This window comes from Roseateles sp. (assembly GCF_965229315.1).
Lineage (GTDB): Bacteria > Pseudomonadota > Gammaproteobacteria > Burkholderiales > Burkholderiaceae_C > Pelomonas.
The window spans coordinates 1,128,987-1,144,455 of sequence record NZ_CBDDJA010000002.1 but is presented as its reverse complement, the minus strand read 5'-3'; the positions used below and the strand labels follow the sequence as shown (position 1 = coordinate 1,144,455).

General features: G+C 68.3%; 14 protein-coding genes, 1 tRNA gene and 2 pseudogenes. 6 read left to right on the top strand and 11 right to left on the bottom strand.

Annotation, left to right across the window (positions count from 1 at the left end; translation table 11 throughout):
- Window positions 1-6: 6 nt before the first annotated feature.
- From ACO07H_RS10075 to ACO07H_RS10060, 4 genes are all read right to left on the bottom strand, one after another.
- Complete coding sequence (locus ACO07H_RS10075; protein WP_422013649.1) at window positions 7-2,208, bottom strand: ATP-binding protein; 2,202 nt, start codon at window positions 2,206-2,208, stop codon at window positions 7-9.
- A 320-nt stretch (window positions 2,209-2,528) separates the two neighbouring features.
- Entirely contained in the window at window positions 2,529-2,927 is a 399-nt protein-coding gene (locus ACO07H_RS10070) for a group II truncated hemoglobin (protein ID WP_422013647.1), read from the bottom strand.
- 48 nt (window positions 2,928-2,975) lie between these two features.
- Window positions 2,976-3,788, bottom strand: a complete 813-nt coding sequence (locus tag ACO07H_RS10065; RefSeq protein ID WP_422013645.1) for a MinD/ParA family protein — start codon at window positions 3,786-3,788, stop codon at window positions 2,976-2,978.
- Window positions 3,785-4,510, bottom strand: coding sequence for a GGDEF domain-containing protein (locus tag ACO07H_RS10060; RefSeq protein WP_422013643.1), 726 nt, complete (start codon window positions 4,508-4,510; stop codon window positions 3,785-3,787). The genes ACO07H_RS10065 and ACO07H_RS10060 overlap by 4 nt, the downstream gene beginning before the upstream one ends.
- A 219-nt stretch (window positions 4,511-4,729) precedes the next feature.
- Between ACO07H_RS10060 and ACO07H_RS10055 the strand changes: the two genes are divergently transcribed.
- Genes ACO07H_RS10055 through ACO07H_RS10045 form a run of 3 tightly spaced genes read left to right on the top strand, consistent with a single transcriptional unit; the run spans window position 4,730 to window position 7,343 of the window.
- Entirely contained in the window at window positions 4,730-5,581 is an 852-nt protein-coding gene (locus ACO07H_RS10055) for a CheR family methyltransferase (protein WP_422013641.1), read from the top strand.
- A gap of 3 nt (window positions 5,582-5,584) precedes the next feature.
- Window positions 5,585-6,244, top strand: a complete 660-nt coding sequence (gene cheD, locus ACO07H_RS10050) for a chemoreceptor glutamine deamidase CheD (RefSeq protein ID WP_422013639.1) — start codon at window positions 5,585-5,587, stop codon at window positions 6,242-6,244.
- A gap of 10 nt (window positions 6,245-6,254) precedes the next feature.
- The gene (locus ACO07H_RS10045) at window positions 6,255-7,343 is read left to right on the top strand and encodes a protein-glutamate methylesterase/protein-glutamine glutaminase (RefSeq protein ID WP_422013637.1); all 1,089 of its coding nucleotides are present in this window, start codon (window positions 6,255-6,257) and stop codon (window positions 7,341-7,343) included.
- A gap of 43 nt (window positions 7,344-7,386) precedes the next feature.
- On the opposite strand, the gene hemW is transcribed toward ACO07H_RS10045, so the two are convergent.
- The 5 genes from hemW to ACO07H_RS10020 all read right to left on the bottom strand — a co-directional run bounded on the left by hemW (window position 7,387) and on the right by ACO07H_RS10020 (window position 11,861).
- Complete coding sequence (hemW, locus tag ACO07H_RS10040; protein ID WP_422013634.1) at window positions 7,387-8,571, bottom strand: radical SAM family heme chaperone HemW; 1,185 nt, start codon at window positions 8,569-8,571, stop codon at window positions 7,387-7,389.
- Between the two features lie 4 nt (window positions 8,572-8,575).
- On the bottom strand, window positions 8,576-9,181 hold the full coding sequence (gene rdgB / locus ACO07H_RS10035; protein ID WP_422013632.1) for an RdgB/HAM1 family non-canonical purine NTP pyrophosphatase: 606 nt from the start codon (window positions 9,179-9,181) through the stop codon (window positions 8,576-8,578).
- 2 nt (window positions 9,182-9,183) lie between these two features.
- Window positions 9,184-9,915 carry a ribonuclease PH gene (gene rph / locus ACO07H_RS10030; protein WP_422013630.1) on the bottom strand — a complete coding sequence of 244 codons (732 nt, stop codon included), beginning with the start codon at window positions 9,913-9,915 and terminating at the stop codon, window positions 9,184-9,186.
- A gap of 75 nt (window positions 9,916-9,990) precedes the next feature.
- Window positions 9,991-10,896, bottom strand: a complete 906-nt coding sequence (locus tag ACO07H_RS10025) for a PP2C family protein-serine/threonine phosphatase (protein ID WP_422013629.1) — start codon at window positions 10,894-10,896, stop codon at window positions 9,991-9,993.
- Complete coding sequence (locus ACO07H_RS10020; RefSeq protein ID WP_056195338.1) at window positions 10,893-11,861, bottom strand: serine/threonine protein kinase; 969 nt, start codon at window positions 11,859-11,861, stop codon at window positions 10,893-10,895. The genes ACO07H_RS10025 and ACO07H_RS10020 overlap by 4 nt, the downstream gene beginning before the upstream one ends.
- A gap of 45 nt (window positions 11,862-11,906) precedes the next feature.
- On the opposite strand from ACO07H_RS10020, the gene ACO07H_RS10015 reads away from it, so the two are divergent.
- The 3 genes and pseudogenes from ACO07H_RS10015 to ACO07H_RS10005 all read left to right on the top strand — a co-directional run.
- Window positions 11,907-12,821 (top strand): YicC/YloC family endoribonuclease, encoded by a 915-nt coding sequence (locus ACO07H_RS10015; RefSeq protein WP_422013626.1) that lies wholly within the window; start codon window positions 11,907-11,909, stop codon window positions 12,819-12,821.
- A gap of 200 nt (window positions 12,822-13,021) precedes the next feature.
- Window positions 13,022-13,249, top strand: a pseudogene (locus ACO07H_RS10010) (Arm DNA-binding domain-containing protein); the annotation flags it as partial.
- A 91-nt stretch (window positions 13,250-13,340) separates the two neighbouring features.
- Window positions 13,341-13,654, top strand: a pseudogene (locus ACO07H_RS10005) (ATP-binding protein); the annotation flags it as partial.
- Between the two features lie 398 nt (window positions 13,655-14,052).
- Here the strand turns inward: ACO07H_RS10005 and ACO07H_RS10000 are convergent.
- A tRNA-Arg gene (locus ACO07H_RS10000) sits at window positions 14,053-14,129 on the bottom strand.
- 91 nt (window positions 14,130-14,220) lie between these two features.
- Complete coding sequence (locus ACO07H_RS09995) at window positions 14,221-15,468, bottom strand: heme biosynthesis HemY N-terminal domain-containing protein (protein ID WP_422013624.1); 1,248 nt, start codon at window positions 15,466-15,468, stop codon at window positions 14,221-14,223.
- Window position 15,469: the final 1 nt, after the last annotated feature.

The window sequence follows — 15,469 nt, the reverse complement described above, 5'->3', positions numbered from 1 at the left end:
CAGGGGTCATTGCGCCGGCACCGGCAGGACGAAGGAAAAGCGCGCGCCGCGGTCGACCTCGCCGAAGGCCTGCACGCTGCCGTCGTGGCGCTCCACGATGCGGCGCACGCTGGCCAGGCCGATGCCCGTGCCCTCGAAGGCCTCGCTGCGGTGCAGGCGCTGGAACACGCCGAACAGCTTGTCGACGTACTTCATCTGGAAGCCGACGCCGTTGTCACTGATCGACAGCCCCGCGCCGCGTTCGTCGCGGATGGGGGCGATCTCGATGCGGGCAACATCGCGGGTGCGGCTGTACTTCACGGCATTGCTGATCAGGTTGCGCAGTGCGACCTGGATCAGCACGGGGTCGGCCCACAGCCGCGGCAACGGGTGCTGCACGACCCACTCGATGCGTCCGCCACGCGCCGCCGAGGCCTGCTCGGCCACGAGGTCGTCGACCAGCACGTCGGTGTTGATCCACGTGCGCTTCAACGCCGAGCGGCCCATGCGCGAGAAGTCCAGCAGCGCATCGACCAGCAGCCCGGCGTGCGCCGACGCCTCCTTCACATGCAGCAGATAGCGCCGCCCGCGGTCGCTGATGCCCTGGCCTTCCAGTTCCAGCACCAGGTCCACGAAGCCGGCGATGTGGCGCATCGGCGCGCGCAGGTCGTGCGACACGGTGTACGAGAAGGCCTCCAGTTCCTTGTTCACGCGGCCCAGTTCGGCGGCGACCTCGGCCATTTCCTGCGCGCGGCGCAGCACGATGCCGATCAGCGCGTGCCGCAACTCCAGCACCGCGTGCACCTCCGCGGGCCGCCACGGCGTGCAACGGCCCCGCACGTCCTCCACCCAGCTCGCAAAGCTGCGGCGCGGATGCAGCGCGCCGCCCGGCAGCGCCTGCTTGCGCGGGTCGCCGGCCCAGGTGATGGTCTGCACGATCTCCGGCCTGAACCAGACGACGTAGTGACGGTGCAGCCGCGAGATGGAGATGGCCAGCAGGCCGGCGGCGGTGTCCATGTCGGCGGCGAACGCCGGTGCGTCCTGCGCGAGCCGGTCCGTGTGCGCGACCTCCTCGATGTGGTGGGCCAGCCATTCGCCGATGCGCAGCACGGTCTCCCGGGCGGGCGTGTCGCCGACGCACCAGCACTGGTCGTTGAGGATGACCGCCGCACCGGCTGCGCGCCCCAGGCGCAGCAGCGGCCCGGGTTCGTCGACGAGGCGCTGCAGCGTCGCATCGCTGTCCGCCAGGTGGGCCACCATCGCCAGCGTCAGCTGGCGCAGGCGCAGCTGCTCGGTCACCTGCTCGTTCTCTTCCTTGGCCTCGATCTGCAGCGACAGCAGCTGGCCGAGGTGTTCGCAGGCCATGCGGGTCTGGTAGGGGAGCAGCCGGGGCGCATGGTCGTGGCAGGACACCAGCCCCCACAGCTCGCCGCGCACGATGAGGGACACCGACATGGACGCCAGCGTCCCCATGTTGCGCATGTACTCCAGGTGCACGGGCGAGACGCTGCGCAACTGCGTCTGCGACAGGTCCAGCGACAGCGCGGCGCTGCGGCCGTCCGCGAAGCGCACGGGCACCGGCGTGTAGTGGGCGTCCGGGATCAGCCGCAGGTGGTTCAGCAGGTACAGCTCGCGCGCCTGCGCCGGGATGTCCGTGGCCGGAAAGTGGTGCGCCTGGTAGGCGTCGTAACCCTCGTCGCAGGCCTCGGTCAGCACTTCCCCGTGCCCGTCGGGGTCGAAGCGGTAGATGAGGCAGCGGCCGAAGCCCGTCAGCCGCTTCATCTCGACCGTGGCGACGGCGCACACCTCGTGCACGGACGCCGTGCGCTGCATCAGCGGCACGACGTGCCGGGCCAGCCCGTAGATGGGCGCCCGCGCGCCCGGCTCCGCTGAAGACAGCTCCAGCTCCAGATACACCAGCGCACCCAATCGGTGGGCGGACACGTGCAAGGTCCGGCCCGCCAGCACGCACAGGCCCAGGGACAGGGCGCCTTCGCCATCGACGAGCCGGGCCGTCTGCTCGCGCATCGACGCCGCGAACGTGGCGAGGCCGTCCCGTGGGTCGCCGCCTAGCAGCCCGGCCCAGTTGTCGCTCCACGCCACCACGCTGCCATCCGCGGCATCCACGCACAGCAGCCAGCCGTGGGGCTGGATGGCGCCCGGCACGCGGATGGGTTCGCTGGCGCAATCGGCGGCGTCGGCCGCGGTGGGCATCTGCGGCAGGCTCATGGCGACGGCGACCCGGCCAGCGGATGCAGCGCCGCCGCTGCGCGGGGCTTGTGGTGCTCCCGGCGCGCCGCTGCGCACAACGCGGCCCAGACACCCTCAGCAGTTCGCGTTGGCGAAGAAGTCGGCAACATCAATCGAAGTTCCTGTCCCGAAACGACACGCATGACAGGCCGTGCGCATCGGAGCAGCGGCAAGGGATTCGCCACCTCGCACACCGGCGCAGGCCGCGCCCGTCATGCCGTCGGAATGCTATCGCGCCCAGTCGGCGCCAGGCGCCGAAGCAGACACCCCGAGCGGACTGTTACATCCGCCGTGTGCGGTCACGCACCGACGTTGCGCATCCAGTCTGCCGTGCCGGCAAACGATTCGGCCAGCCGCGCCTGCAGGGCCGGGTCCACGCCGGTCTCCTGCATGGCCTGGCCCATGCAGGCCAACCACTGGTCGCGCTCGGCAACGCCGATGCGAAACGGCAGGTGCCGCGCCCGCAGCCGCGGGTGGCCGAAGCGGCTGGTGTAGTGGTCCGGCCCGCCGAGCCAGCCGCACAGGAACCAGAACAGCTTGTCGCGGGCGTCATCCAGGCCGGTGCCATGGGCGGCGCGCAGCCGTGCATAGGCCGGCTCCAGGTCCATCAGGTCGTAGAAGCGGTCGACCAGCTCGCGCACGCGCGCTTCGCCGCCCACCCATTCGAAGGCCGTTGCCGGCGTCTGCTCTGAAGACATGCGGTGTCGCGTTTGCCGAAGGGCCTCGTGGAGCCGGCAGGGCGGCCTTCAGCCGAGCAGCTTGCTCGCCAGCGCCCGGATGGCCTGGGCGGCATCGCAGCCCGGGTAGTGCTCCAGCACCAGTTGGCGCTTCAGCACCGCCTGGCGCACCGCCTGGTCGGCCTTCACCTCGCCCAGCAGTTCGAGCTTGAAACCCTGGCCCGGCATCGGGCCGATGAAGCGCTGCAGCACCTGCTGCAACTGGCCGCAGATCAGCTTGCCTTCGCCGACCCGGTTGGCCTGGTTGACGAGCAGGCCCACGTGGCGGCGCTCCTGCTGCGTGGCGAGCACCTTGATGGTGGCGTAGGCGTCGGTCAGCGACGTGGGCTCGGGTGTCGCGACGACGAGCACGTCCTGCGCCAGCGAGACGGCGTAGAGCACCACGTCGGAGATGCCGGCGCCGGTGTCCAGCAGCACCCAGTCGAAGCGCGGCTTGACCAGGTCGATGATGTGCAGCAGCTTGTCGCGCACCTCCGGTGTGAGGCGCGAGTACTCCACCATGCCGGAGCCGGCCAGCAGCACGGAAAAGCCCCCCGGCGCGGGCAGGATGGCCTGTTCCAGCGTGCACTTGTCGGTGAAGACGTCGTGCAGCGTCAGCTTGGGGTGCAGGTTCAGCACCACGTCGAGGTTGGCAAGGCCCAGGTCGGCATCCAGCACCAGCACCTTCAGGCCGTGGGCGGCCAGCGCCGCCGCGAGGTTGGCGGTGACGAAAGTCTTGCCGACGCCGCCCTTGCCGCTGGTGACGGCAAGTGTGCGCGCACCGGCACGCGGCGGGCGCGGCGGCGATGTTGCGGGGGCAGCAGGATCGGAGGTCGTGCTCATGGCATGTCCTGTTGCGTTTCGAGATTCAGGGAGGCAAACAACATGCCCTTTTCTTCGGCGCTGACCAGGGAGTCGATCTGGGGTTCGAGGCAGGCGCGGTTGCGGCCTTCCGCCTTGGCACGGTAGAGCTGGCGGTCCGCACGTTCCATCCACAGCAGCGGCGACGAACGCACCCACTGCGGGGCGAAGGCGCCGCCCAGGCTGACCGTCACGTTGAGCATCTGCCCGGGTGCGATCTCGATGTCCAGCCCGGACACGCGCTCGCGCACGCGCTGCGCGACGACCAGGCCCACGTGCGTCGCGCAGTTGGGCAGGATGATGGCGAACTCTTCACCGCCCACCCGGGCCACGAGGTCCATGGGCCGCACGCTCTGCTCGACGGCGCGAGCGACGGCGCAGATGACCTGGTCGCCGGCACCATGGCCATGCGTGTCGTTGACCGCCTTGAAGTGGTCGATGTCCAGCATCAGCAGCAGCGCCGCCTCGCCGGAACGGGCCACGCGGTCCACCTCGCGGGCCAGCGCCATCTCGAAACTGCGCCGGTTGACGAGGCCGGTCAACGCATCCCGGCTGGAGAGGTCGCACAAGGCGTTCAACACGGCCTGCAGCCAGGCGGCGCTGTAGGGTGCCTCGTCCGGCAACAGCGCTCCAGCCTGCTGCAGCAGTTGCAGGGCCAGATCGAGATCAAGCGCATGGGCGTCGATCAAGGCAGCGGCTGGCAATCGGTGTTCCAAAGGCAAAGCCAGAAAAGCGGTTGGCCGAATTGTGGTGGCGAGGCAGTCTAGCAGCGGCCGTTCCCCTGTCAGGTCGTGAAACAGGCACGTTCCTGCGACCTGTTTGCACTATGCTGAATCGCACAAGAGCCGCACAACGGCCCTGCGGTGCAGAATCGGCGCGCCAACGCCAGAACTGCTGCGAGCACCCACAAATCACACCTCGACATGCCCGCACCCGACCTCGCCCACGGCAACGACTCGCTAGACCATGAGTTCAGCTTCAGCAAGGCCGACTTCGACCGGGTCCGCGAGCTGATCTACAAGCATGCGGGCATCAGCCTGCATGACGGCAAGCATGCGATGGTCTACAGCCGGTTGTCGCGCCGGCTGCGCGAGACCGGGCACAAGAGCTTCGCGAGCTACCTGCAGTGGCTGGAGGCCTCGACGGGCCCGGCCAGCGCGGTCGAATGGCAGGAGTTCGTCAACTGCCTGACGACCAACCTGACTTCGTTCTTCCGCGAGGACCACCACTTCCACGCGATGAAGGAGGACCTGAAGCCCTATGTCGGCAAGCAGCTCCGCGTGTGGTGCTGCGCCGCGTCCACCGGCGAGGAACCCTACTCCATCCTGATGACCTGCAGCGAAGCCCTGGGGCCCAGCGCCTCGGTGCAACTGGTCGCCAGCGACATCGACACCAACGTGCTGGCCACCGCCAAGCGCGGCGTCTACAACGCCGACGCGCGCGGGCTGGACGCGGCGCGGCTGAAGCACTTCTTCATGCGCGGCACCGGTGCGAACGCCGGCAAGATCCGCGTGAAGCCCGAGTTGCAGCGCTGGGTGGACTTCCGGCCGCTGAACCTGATGGACGCGCAATGGCAGCTGGGCGACCCCTTCCACATGGTGTTCTGCCGCAATGTGATGATCTATTTCGATGCCCCCACGCAGCGCAAGGTGCTGGAGCGCATCCACCGCGTGATGCGACCGGGCGGCCTGCTTTTCGTGGGCCATTCCGAGAACTTCACCGAATCCCGCGACCTGTTCAAGCTGCGCGGCAAGACGATCTACGAACGGGTCTGATCCATGAGCACGCCTCTCGCCTCTGCATCGACCTTCGGCAACCCGGCCGCGGCGGCTCGCGTCGCCCAGCTCAAGGCCGCGCCCCGCAAGCAGGGCGAGGCCTCGTTCTTCTTCTACGACGCGCACTTCAAGAACGCCGCCGTCAAGATCCTGCCGGGCGAGTACTTCGTCGACACCGAGGACCTGCTCGTCATGACGACGCTGGGCTCCTGCATCGCCGCCTGCCTGTGGGACCGCGTCGCCAAGGTCGGCGGCATGAACCACTTCATGCTGCCCGAGGGCAACGGCGACTCGGGCCGCTACGGGTCGTTCGCGATGGAGTTGCTGATCAACGAGATGATGAAGCGCGGCGCCAGCAAGAGCCGCATGGAAGCCAAGATCTTCGGCGGCGGCGCCGTCATCTCGGGCATGAACTCGCTCAACGTGGGCGAACGCAACACCAACTTCGTCATCGACTACCTGAAGCTGGAGCGCATCCCCATCGTCTCCAAGGACGTGATGGACGTGTACCCGCGCAAGGTCTGCTTCCTGCCCGCGAGTGGCAAGGCCATGGTCAAGCGCCTGGCGCCGACGAATACCGACGCGCTGGTCCAGCAGGACCGGGCCGCCATCCAGAAGGTGCAGCCGGTCGCGAGCAGCGGCGGCTCCATCGACCTGTTCTGAGGAGACACCAATGGCCAAAACCAAGGTCGTGGTGGTGGACGATTCCGCATTGGTGCGGTCGATCCTGACCGAGATCATCAACCGCCAGCCCGACATGGAATGCATAGGCGCGGCGTCGGACCCGCTGGTTGCGCGCGAGATGATCCGCAACCTGAACCCCGACGTCATCACGCTGGATGTCGAGATGCCGCGCATGGACGGGCTCGACTTCCTGTCGCGCCTGATGAGGCTGCGACCCATGCCGGTGGTGATGGTGTCCACGCTGACCGAGCGCGGCGCGGAGGTGACGCTCAAGGCGCTGGAGCTGGGCGCCGTGGACTTCGTCGCCAAGCCCAAGATCGGCGTGGCCGACGGCATCAAGCTGCTGGCCCAGGACATCACCGACAAGATCCGCATCGCCGCCAAGGCGCACATCCGCCGCGCGCCGGCGCCTGCCGCCCCGGGCACGGCTGCGCCGGCACCGGTCAAGGCCGTGACCATGGCCAGCCTCGGCCGGGCCTCGACCGAGAAGATCATCTTCATCGGCGCCTCCACCGGCGGCACCGAGGCGACCAAGGACGTGATCGTCAACCTGCCGGCTGACAGCCCGGCGGTGGTCATCACGCAGCACATGCCACCCGGCTTCACGAAGAGCTATGCCGCGCGGCTGGACGGGCTGTGCAAGATCCGTGTGAAGGAAGCCCAGGACGGCGAGCGCATCCTGCCCGGCCATGGCTACATCGCGCCCGGCGGCCTGCACCTGACCGTGGAACGCAGCGGCGCGAACTACATCGCCCGCGTGCAGGACGGCGAGCCCGTCAACCGCCACAAGCCGTCGGTCGAGGCGCTGTTCCTGTCGGCCGCCAAGGTCGTCGGCCCCAACGCCATCGGCATCATGCTGACCGGCATGGGCGCAGACGGCGCCCGCGCGATGAAGGTCATGAAAGACGCCGGCGCCTACAACTACTGCCAAGACGAAGCCAGTTGCGTCGTCTTCGGCATGCCGCGCGAAGCCATCGCGGCCGGCGCGGCGGACGAGGTGCTGCCGCTGAACCAGATCGCCGCCAAGGTGCTGGAGCGGCTGCGCGCCACGTCCGGCATCTCGCTGAACCGGGTCTGACCCTCGGCGCGGCAGCCGGCGGCGTTCACCGCGCCGCGCGGCCTCAGAGGAACAGCTGCTGCAGATCGCTGAGGAAGTCGAACCCACGCTCCGTGGGCTGGATGCGGGTCGGGTCGGCGGTCAGCAGGCCGCGGCCGCGCGCTGTCGCCAGGGCGGTGGCGATGGCCGACACCGGCAAGCCGGTGCGCTCCAGGAACTGCGTCAGCGTGACGCCCTCCTTCAGGCGCAGCGCGTTCAACATGAACTCGAACGGCAGCGCCTTGCGCGCCACCTCGTGCTCGTTGCTGACCTTGTTGGCCTGCGCCACGAACGCCGCCGGCTCGCGCCAGCGCACCTGGCGCAGCACGCGGTTCGGGAAGCTCAGCTTGCTGTGCGCGCCGGCGCCGATGCCCAGGTAGTCGCCGAACTGCCAGTAGTTCAGGTTGTGCGTGCAGCGGTGGCCGTCGCGCGCAAAAGCCGAGACCTCGTAGCGCGACAGGCCCGCGCCTGCGGTCTTGCCGGTGATCAGGTCCAGCATGTCACTGGCGAGGTCCGGGTCCGGCAGGCCGGCCGGCGTGCGCGTCGCGAACACCGTGTTGGGCTCGATGGTCAGGTGGTAGATGGACAGGTGCGGCGGCTTGAAGCTCAGCGCCGTGTCGAGCTCCTGCGACAGGTCGTCCAGCGTCTGGCCGGGCAGCGCATACATCAGGTCGAGGTTGAAGGTCTCGAAGGCCTCCGCCGCCTCGGCCAGTGCCTCGCGGGCCTGACTGGCGCTGTGCATGCGGCCCAGCTGCTTCAGCTGCGCGTCATCGAAGCTCTGCACGCCGACCGACAGCCGCGTGACGCCCGCTGCGCGGAAGCCCTTGAAGCGCTCGCGCTCGAACGTGCCCGGGTTGGCCTCCAGCGTGATCTCGCAGCCGGCCTCCAGCGGCAGGCGGGCGCGGATGTCCGAGATCAGCTGCGCGATCTGCGCGGGGTTGAACAGGCTGGGCGTGCCGCCGCCGATGAAGATGCTGACCACCGGCCGGCCCCAGATCAGCGGCAGCGCGGCCTCCAGGTCGGCGCGCAGCGCGGCCAGGTAGGCCTCGGCCGTGTCGGCCGTGAGCCCGCCGGCCTGGACTTCGTGCGAGTTGAAGTCGCAGTACGGGCATTTGCGCAGGCACCAGGGCAGGTGCACGTACAGCGCGAGCGGCGGCAGCGCGGGCAGTTGCAGCGTGCCCGGGCGCATCAGGTGGACGAGATCAGCCATGCGGTCAACCGAGCTGCCAGACCTCGCGGAACTGAGCAATCAGTTGCGCGGCGGCCAACGCACGGTGGCTGTGGCGGTTCTTCACCTCGGCCGCCAGGCCGGCCACCGTCTCGCCCAGCGCGGGGATGTGCATCAGCGGGTCATAGCCGAAGCCCCCTGCCCCGCGCGGCGCGGCCAGGATCTCGCCGTCCCAACGGCCCATCGCGATCAGCGGCTCGGGGTCGTCGGCACGGCGCACCGCGACCAGCGCGCAGACGAAACGCCCACGGCGGTCGGCCACACCGGCCAGCTCGCGCAGCAGGCGCTGGTTGTTCGCCGCGTCGCTCTTCTCGCCACCGGCGTCCAGCGCGTAGCGGGCCGAGCGCACGCCCGGCGCGCCGCCCAGCGCATCGACGCTCAGGCCGGAGTCGTCCGCCAGCGCCGACAGGCCGCTCAACTTCGCCGCGTGGCGGGCCTTGACGAGGGCGTTCTCGACGAAGGTGTCGAACGGCTCCTCGGCCTCGGGGATGCCCAGACTGCCCTGGTTCACGAGGGCGATGCCCAGCGGCGTGAACAGCGCCTGCAGCTCGACGAGCTTCTTGGCGTTGTTGGAAGCGAGGACGAGCTTCATGCTCAGGCCTTCAACGCAGCCTGCTGGGCCGCCAGCAGCTCGGCGATGCCCTTCTCGGCCAGGTCCAGCAGCGCGTTCATCTCGGTGCGCGTGAAGACGACGCCTTCGGCCGTGCCCTGCAGCTCGACGAAGCCGCCGGAGGCGGTCATGACGACGTTCATGTCGGTGTCGCAGGCGGCGTCTTCGACATACTCCAGGTCCAGCAGCGGCACACCGTCGACGATGCCCACCGAGATTGCGGCCACAGCCTCCTTGATCGGCGAGCGCGACAGCTTGCTGTCGGCCAGCAGCCGGTTGACCGCGTCCTGCGCGGCGACGAACGCGCCGGTGATGGCGGCCGTGCGCGTGCCGCCGTCGGCCTGCAGCACGTCGCAGTCCAGCGTGATGGTGCGTTCACCCAGCGCGGCCAGGTCGAACACGGCGCGCAGCGAGCGGCCGATGAGGCGCTGGATCTCCTGCGTGCGGCCGCTTTGCTTGCCCTTGGCCGCCTCGCGGTCGCTGCGGGTGTGCGTGGCGCGCGGCAGCATGCCGTACTCGGCCGTCACCCAGCCTTCGCCCGAGCCGCGCTTGTGCGGCGGCACGCGCTCCTCGACGGACGCCGTGCACAGCACGCGCGTGCCGCCGAACTCGATCAGCACCGAACCCTCGGCGTGGGCGGTGAAACCGCGGGTGATGCGCACCGGGCGCAGCTGGTGGGCGGCGCGGTCGGCGCTGCGCGTGAAGGTCTTGGTCATGCGGTTCTGGCGGGTTGGATGCCAGGACGGTTGATCCGCCCCAGCAAAAGCCGGATTGTCTCCGGCCTTGGCCGCTCAGCGCCTGGCGCCGCGGCCGGACTGGCGAATGGCCTCGTTGATCTCGCGCACCGCGCGCTCGATCTCTTCGTCATCCATGGCTGCGACGAGGTCGGCGTCCAGCGCGCCCTGGATGGTGGAGGCGAACCCGGAGTTGCCCAGGTTCTGCGTGGTGTCGCCGCTGGGCTCGCCCTCGCCTTCCCATTCGACGGCGAGCACGGTGACGTTGTCGCAGCGCGCGCCACCACGGCGCAAGGCCTGCTCGACCAGATCGGGCACGGCCTCGGAGATCGTCTTGTCAGCGATGTGCTGGACGATCTCGTGATCCTCGATGCTGCCCCACAGGCCGTCCGAGCACAGCAGCAGGCGGTCCGACGGCTCCATGACCAGCGGGCCCTGGCAGTCCACCATGGGCTTGCCGGGGCTGCCCAGGCAGGTGAACAGCACGTTGCGGTTGAAGGCGTCCGCGCCGCGCCCCACGCGGCCCAGTGCCTCCTGCAGCTCGGAGTAGGAGTGGTCACGCGTGCGGGCGATCAGCTTGGCCGAACGCACGAGATACAGCCGGGAGTCGCCGCAATGCGCCCACCAGGCCTGGTTGCCCTGCAGGATGCAGGCCACGACGGTCGTGCGCGGGGTGTCGGACAAACCTTTGCCCTCCGCATAACGCAGCAACTGCTGGTGCGCGATGAGGATGGTTTCCTGCAGGAAACGCTGCGGGTCTTCCAGCACCGGGCGGGCTTCCTGCTGGAACAGCGCGGCCAGCGTCTGCAGCGCGATCTGCGCGGCGACCTCGCCTTCCGGATGCCCGCCCATGCCGTCGGCCAGCGCGAACAGGCCGGCTTCCCGCGTGAAGCAATAGCCCATGCGGTCTTCGTTGGTCTCGCGCCCGCCGCGGCGGCTGACCTGGAAGACGTCGAACCTCAAGCCTTCGCCCCGGACTTGAGGTTTTCGAGCTGGAGCTTGAGCCGCTCGCTGAACGACAGCTTGGTGTAGCGCCGCTCGGTCTCGCGGGCCAGTTCCTTCTGCAGCGCAAAAACGCTCTGCGGGCGCGACAGCGCGTCGAGCGACATGCACCACTCGGTCACTTCGAGCAGGTTGTCGGAGTAGACATTGCGCAGCCGCGACAGGCTCAGGGACAGGCGGTCCTTCTCCAGCCGCTGCGGTGCGTCGTTGGGCGGATAGCCCTGCATGCAGGCGTAGATGCAGGCGCCGATGGCGTAGATGTCGGTCCAGGGGCCCAGCGAGCCGTCGCGCCGGTACATCTCGGGCGCGGCAAAGCCCGGCGTGTACATGGGGCGGATGAAGTTGCCTTCCTTGCTCAGCACCTCGCGCGCGGCGCCGAAGTCCAGCAGCACGGCCTTGTTGTCGTTCGTGATGAAGATGTTGGCCGGCTTGATGTCCAGGTGCAGCATCTTGTGCTGGTGCACGATGCGCAGGCCGCGCAGGATCTCGTCGAACAGGCTGCGGATGGTGGACTCGCGGAACACCTTGTCGCGCTTCATGTCGCGCGCGGTGACGATGAAGTCCTGCAGCGTGTCGCCCTGCAGGTAGTTCATGACCATGTAGACGGTCTCGTTCTCGCGCAGGAAGTTCAGCACAGAGACGACGCTGGGGTGCGAGATCTGCGCCAGCGAGCGGCCTTCTTCGAAGAAGCTCTTCAAGCCCAGCCGGTACAACGGCTGCTTCTCGGGCTTGACGCGGGGCGTCAACTCGCCCGGCGAGCGCTCGGCCAGCGACGAAGGCAGGTACTCCTTCAGCGCCACCAGGTGATGGTCGGGATCCTCGGCGAGGTAGACGACGCCGAAACCGCCTGCTGCCAGACGCTTGATGATCTGGTAGCCCCCAACCACCGTGCCTGCGGGCAAGGGCGCCGGCTTCGGCTTGGACATAATCGCGTTAAGTCTCTTAGTTAACGTCTGTTTTGCGAGTGCGAAATGCCAGTCTACAGCATGACCGGGTACGCCAATTCCCTGGCGCAGCCCCCTAAAGCCGAGGATGGCAGCCCCACTGTCCAAGCCTCGGTCAGCGTCGAATTGCGGTCGGTCAACGGCCGCTTCCTGGACCTGTCCATGCGCATGCCGGAAGAGCTGCGCGGCCTGGAACCGCAGCTGCGCGATCTGATCGCCGCGCGCTTCAAGCGCGGCAAGATCGAGCTGCGCATCAACACCCAGCGCGACACCGACAGCGGCTGGCCTCAACCGCAGCCGGAACAGCTCAACCGCCTGGCCAACCTGGAGGCCAAGGTGCGCGCATGGCTGCCGCAAGCCGCGCCGCTGTCCGTGCACGAGGCCATGAACTGGTGCAAGAGCGGCGGCGGCGCGCCCGCGCAACTCGACAGCGCGACGCTGGAAGCCGCCAAGGCCTGTGTCGACGGTCTGGCGGAATCCCGTGAGCGCGAAGGCGAGAAGCTGGTGGCCATCCTGGCGGAGCGCATCGCCCGGCTGCGCGTGCTGGCCGACGAAGCCGAGCCCCTGCTGCCCGCGGTCGTCAAGCGTCAGCAGCAGCGTTTTCTGGAACGCTGGCAGGAGGCGCTGGCGACCACCGGTGCCGCGTCCAGCGTGCCGCAGGACGCGCTGCAGGAACGCGCCCTCAACGAGGCCGCCGCGTTCGCCATCCGCATCGACGTGGCCGAGGAACTGGCCCGCCTGCGCGCCCACCTCGAGGAACTGAGCCGCCTGCTGAAGAAGGGCGGCGAGTTGGGCAAGCGGCTGGACTTCCTGATCCAGGAACTGCACCGCGAGGCCAACACGCTGGGCTCCAAATCTGCCGCGCTGGAACTCACCAACATTTCCGTCGAGATGAAGGTCGCCATCGAGCAGATGCGGGAGCAGGTGCAGAACATTGAGTAGGTTTTCGGGGGCGTCCCAGGACGTCCAAAAAATCTCAATAACTGACTGATCTATAAGGATTTTCTTGTCCCAGACCGTCCCAGGGCGTCGCAGTGAAGCGCACGCAGCCTGTGGGGTTTATTGTGGGGTTTTTCAGGGTGCGCCGCGTCGAGGCGCTTTTGCCGACAAAAAACCCCACAGCCTCATGGAGCAGATGGGACATGGAAACACAGCAACGAAGACCACTCACAGATCGTGAGCTTAGGGCCTGGCTGGCTGCGGGCCAGACCGACCGCAGCATCGGCGAAGGGCTCACCTTCGTCGCCAGCGCGTCCTCAGCAAGCAAGGGGAAGGCGTCCTGGATCCTTCGCTTCCGGTTCAACGGCCGGCCAAGGGAGAAGGTCCTGAGCCGCTATCCGGAACTATCGCTCAAGGCGGCACGCGATCAAGCCCGAAAGGATCGTGGCGAGATCGAACGTGGTGTCGACGTCGCAGCAGCAAAGCAAGCTGTCAAGGTGCACATCACCGAAACGCAGACGGTACCTCCCGTTCAGCCAAGCCGGCGGGGCGCTGCTGTTCCATCTGCTGAGCAAGCTCTACGAGCACACCAGCGTGATCATCACCACCAACCTGAGCTTCGGCGATTGGGCCAGCGTCTTCGGCGACGCCAAGATGACCACGGCCTTGCTAGATCGGCTCACGCATCACTGCCACATCGTCGAGACCGGCACGAGTCCTGGCGCTTCAAGCACAGCAGCACGACCGTCGCGGCGGCACGTGCTCGACCCACTCAACGCAAGAAAGGAGACCCCAAGAACTCAGAGATATCCACAGACACAGGCTCCCTCGGGTAGCCTTCAGGGGTGGGTCAGTATTGAACGAGCAGCACGGGTCAGTCGACCGCGAGTGTCAACACGTCAACTCCAGCTTGGACCGAAGCCTCTGCCAACCAGATCGGACAGGACCGCCTCAGCATGCGCACCGGCGCCGCTAGTCTGACCGAAATGCGAGAAGGATGAAGCCTACCAGCCGCGGCTGGACCCATGCCGGTGGCGCGACGCTTAGCGCGACAACGTTGACCCGCCACGCGGCAACGCGCAAGGCAGTTTGCAGGGAGACGTCTCGGCCCGCTCAGGGAAGCCCTCTGTCAGTGGACCCCTCAGTGGACTCCTGAATCCGAATTGAGGTTGCGCAAAGAAAAACAGCCTAGCGGGTTGGAGCCGCTAGGCTGTTGATTCATTTCTTGTTTTTCTGGTGCGGCTGGCAGGATTCGAACCCACGACCCCTTGGTTCGTAGCCAAGTACTCTATCCAACTGAGCTACAGCCGCTGAAGCCTCACAGTATAGCCAGATTTTTACGGTCGCATCAAGAGTTGCCTGCTTTTTTTGAAAATACTTGCGGCGATGCGTGAACACGGCTTCACGGCACGCGGGCAGCGGCTTCGAAACAGCGTGCGCGGCGGACATCGTCGCCCTCCTGTTCCGCCAGCGCGGCCAGGGCCAGCCAACTGCGGCGGCGCATCGGACTGGGCATGGCCGCGTCGTCGGCCGCGGCCTCCAGCATCAGCCGCGCCTTGCCCCACAACTGCCGCTCGGCCAGCGCGTGGCCCAGCGCGTAGGCCAGTGCGCGTTCACGCGGGAAGCGGGCCTGCGCCGACTCCAGCCGCTGCAGCCAGTCAGGGCCGCAACCGGCCAGCACCGGCACCAGTGCGGTGGCCAGCGCAGCACGGTCGTCGGACTGCAGTTCGGCGAGATCGTCGAAGAAGGGCCGCAGCCAGCCGCGGCCGTCGTCCGGCGCACCGAGTTGCCCGGCGCATTGCGCGGCGCGCGCCGCCACCATCGCGTCGCGGCGGTCGGCGGGGTCGAGCTGCTGCCAGGCCGAGCGGAGCTGGTCCACGTCGCGTGCGCCGTCCAACGCCTCGAAGGCGAGCGAGCGCAGCAGGCCCTGGGCCGCCACCTTGGAGAAGGCCTGGTGCTTGGCCAGCAGGCGGGCCGTGCGCAGCGCGTCCAGCGGCTGCTGGGCCAGTCGCGAGGCCTGCAGGCGCAGCCGCAACGCCTGGGTGCGGCGGGCGACGCCGGGGGCCAGTTCGCTCAGCAGGCTCAGCGCGCGCGTCGCATCGCGGTCGTCCAGCGCCCATTCGGCGGCCAGCAGCCGGGCGCCGTCTTCCTGGGCGCGTGCGCCACCGGTGCGGCGGGCCAGGTCGAGCGCGCGGGCCAGTTGCTCGTCGCGGTGGCGGCGGTCCTGCAGGCGGTGCGCGCTGGCGGCCGCCAGCAGATGGGCCAGCGCCATGAAGGACTGGTCGGCCGCCAGTTCGGGCGTGGCCGACTGGATGGCGAGCGCCTTCTGCGCCGCCTTCTGCGCCCGGCTGAAGCGGGCGCCGAACAGCTCGACCAGCGCCTCGCGCAGCGCCAGCTGGGCGCTACGCTCGCGCTGGGCCAGCCGCCATTCGCGGGCGCGCCGGGGCAGCGTCGTCAGCGCCTCCACTGCCTGGATGGCGGTGACGAGCGCGAAGCAGCTCGCGACGAGCAGCAACAGGAACAGGTTCAGCGAAAGGTCGAGCCGCCAATTGCCCGCGTAGAAGCTGACGAGACCGTCGTTGGAACCCAAATACAAAGCCGCGACGACAGCGGCGACGAACAACAGGACCAGCCAGATGACCAGACGCATG